Here is a 1861-nt window from a genome sequence, read left to right on the forward strand (position 1 = left end):
GAGGCTCGGCGCCGGGTCATCCGGAGCAACCCTCGCATGCAGAATGCCGCGGGAGAGGCCGCCGACCTAGTCGCCTTGCAGAGCGATCATGGGGTCTAGCGCCGCCTTTCGGATGTGGCGGGCGCTTGCGCCCGCCCGCTAGGCGATGATCTCGACGTAGCGCTCGTAGGCCTCGTTCGCGCGCTGCACGAGCCCCGGATCGAGCGCGAGCGGCTCCGGCGCCTTTTCACGCCGCGGCGCTTCGATCTTCGTGCGCCGGGCCGAAACCAGCGGGTCCCCACCCCCACCCCGCACCGATGCCGCATGACCCTGGTAGGCGTTGAGCAGCGGCGGCTCCAGTTGCAGCAGCGCCGTTACCCGCGCAAGGCAGTCATCCGTCGCGCCGATCAGCGCATCATGGGTCAGGCCCAAACGCCGCTCCGAAGGAAAGAGCGGCCACAGGCGGCACAGCTGTCCGACGCGTTCGACGTAGTAGTCCGCCGCCAGCGAATCGGTCGTGTATTCCTCCCGGCCGAGCGACTGGAACAACCCGCGGATCGAGGCGATCGCCCGCTCGGGCCGTCGGCAGAGGAAGATCGCTCGAGACCGGAAGAAGTCCTGCGGCGCATCGCGGTCATGACGCGAATGAAGCACCTTGTCGAAGACGTAGCGCGCGCCCGGTTTCCAGGCCCGGCGCAGCGCCTGGTTCACCACCAGGCGCCCCAGATCCGAGCGGTTGCGATAGGCGATATGCGCCTCGCCGTATCCGCTGATCTCCGCTCGGCTGCACAGGATGTTCGACAGGGCGGTGGAGCCGCAGCGCATGTGCGCCAGCACGAAGGCCGCTCGATCGAAGCTGCATTGGGGGGCGACGGTGCTCACCACTTCGCCCAGCAGGGTCTTGGTCATCTCCCTCATCGGCTCCGCCCCATGGCAGGCCGTTGCGCGGAAATACTTGTCACGGGTCCTGGCTGGGAACTTGCGAAGCGCCGCGCGGCCCATCCTCGGGGAGCAGCAGAATGGAAAGACATGAAGGCATTCATATTAAGAATATCCACTTGAAAAATGTATCCGCCCAAGGAGGTGGTACTTGAATTTAAGACGCAGCGGCAAATTTCCGCTCGCATGACGATGCGATTCACCACGCCGACGACATGCGGGACCGTCGCAAAACCTATCACGCCCGGGCTCGATTCAGCCAAGAGATTGTGGCCCCAGAATCCGCTCGAACGATCTCGTCTGTCTTCCTGCGCATAAATGCAGCGCGAACCACCTTATCCGGATGACGTTCGGAGACAAGTGATCGCGCGGTTAATTACGTCCGAGACTTCCCCACCATCGGGGGCCCTGCTCATACCAAGGGTCTCCGCCTTTGACCCTGAGCTATGGCTGAATTTGGGTGACGCGGCTTGATCAGGCGGCGCGGCTTTCATCGGCGTCAGCCAAGGCGACACCGTCGGTGAATTTGACACCTTCGATCACGCGCGGCAACTGGTTCCGCCCGTTGAGCTTGCGCCATTTCTGCGACGCGGCTCTGACCAGGCTGAAGACCATCAGCTTCGCGGTTTTCTGCGACAGTGCGCCCTTGGTCCGGACAGTACGGTGCCGGGCGTTGTTGGACAAATCAGCTGGTGACCGCAGTCCCCCTTTCCCCAGACACACCTATCCTGCGGCCACGGTCATCGGGATGCCGAGAGCCGTGAAGCGGTTGAGTACCGCCGCGCGGATCTGGACTTCGGCCACCTGGCGGTCGAAGTCCCGTGACATCAGCCGCTGGCCGAGCAGCTTGACGCAGTTCATTTTCGTCTCGACCCTGCTCCGGCGGTGGTACCCGCTCCAGTTCCGCCACAGCGTCCGGCCGAGTTGCTTCGATGCCCGCAGG

General features: G+C 64.1%; 1 protein-coding gene and 2 pseudogenes. All 3 read right to left on the bottom strand.

Going from position 1 to position 1861, the window contains the following annotated elements; genetic code table 11:
• Positions 1–138 precede the first annotated feature (138 nt).
• Positions 139–888, bottom strand: coding sequence for a sulfotransferase family protein (locus tag HCC78_RS32375; protein WP_172332795.1), 750 nt, complete (start codon positions 886–888; stop codon positions 139–141).
• A 504-nt stretch (positions 889–1392) separates the two neighbouring features.
• Positions 1393–1587 (bottom strand): annotated as a pseudogene (locus tag HCC78_RS32380) (IS256 family transposase); the annotation flags it as partial.
• Positions 1588–1641: 54 nt separating this feature from the next.
• Positions 1642–1861, bottom strand: a pseudogene (locus tag HCC78_RS32385) (IS5/IS1182 family transposase); the annotation flags it as partial.

It is taken from the genome of Mangrovicoccus sp. HB161399 (assembly GCF_013184745.1).
Lineage (GTDB): Bacteria > Pseudomonadota > Alphaproteobacteria > Rhodobacterales > Rhodobacteraceae > Mangrovicoccus.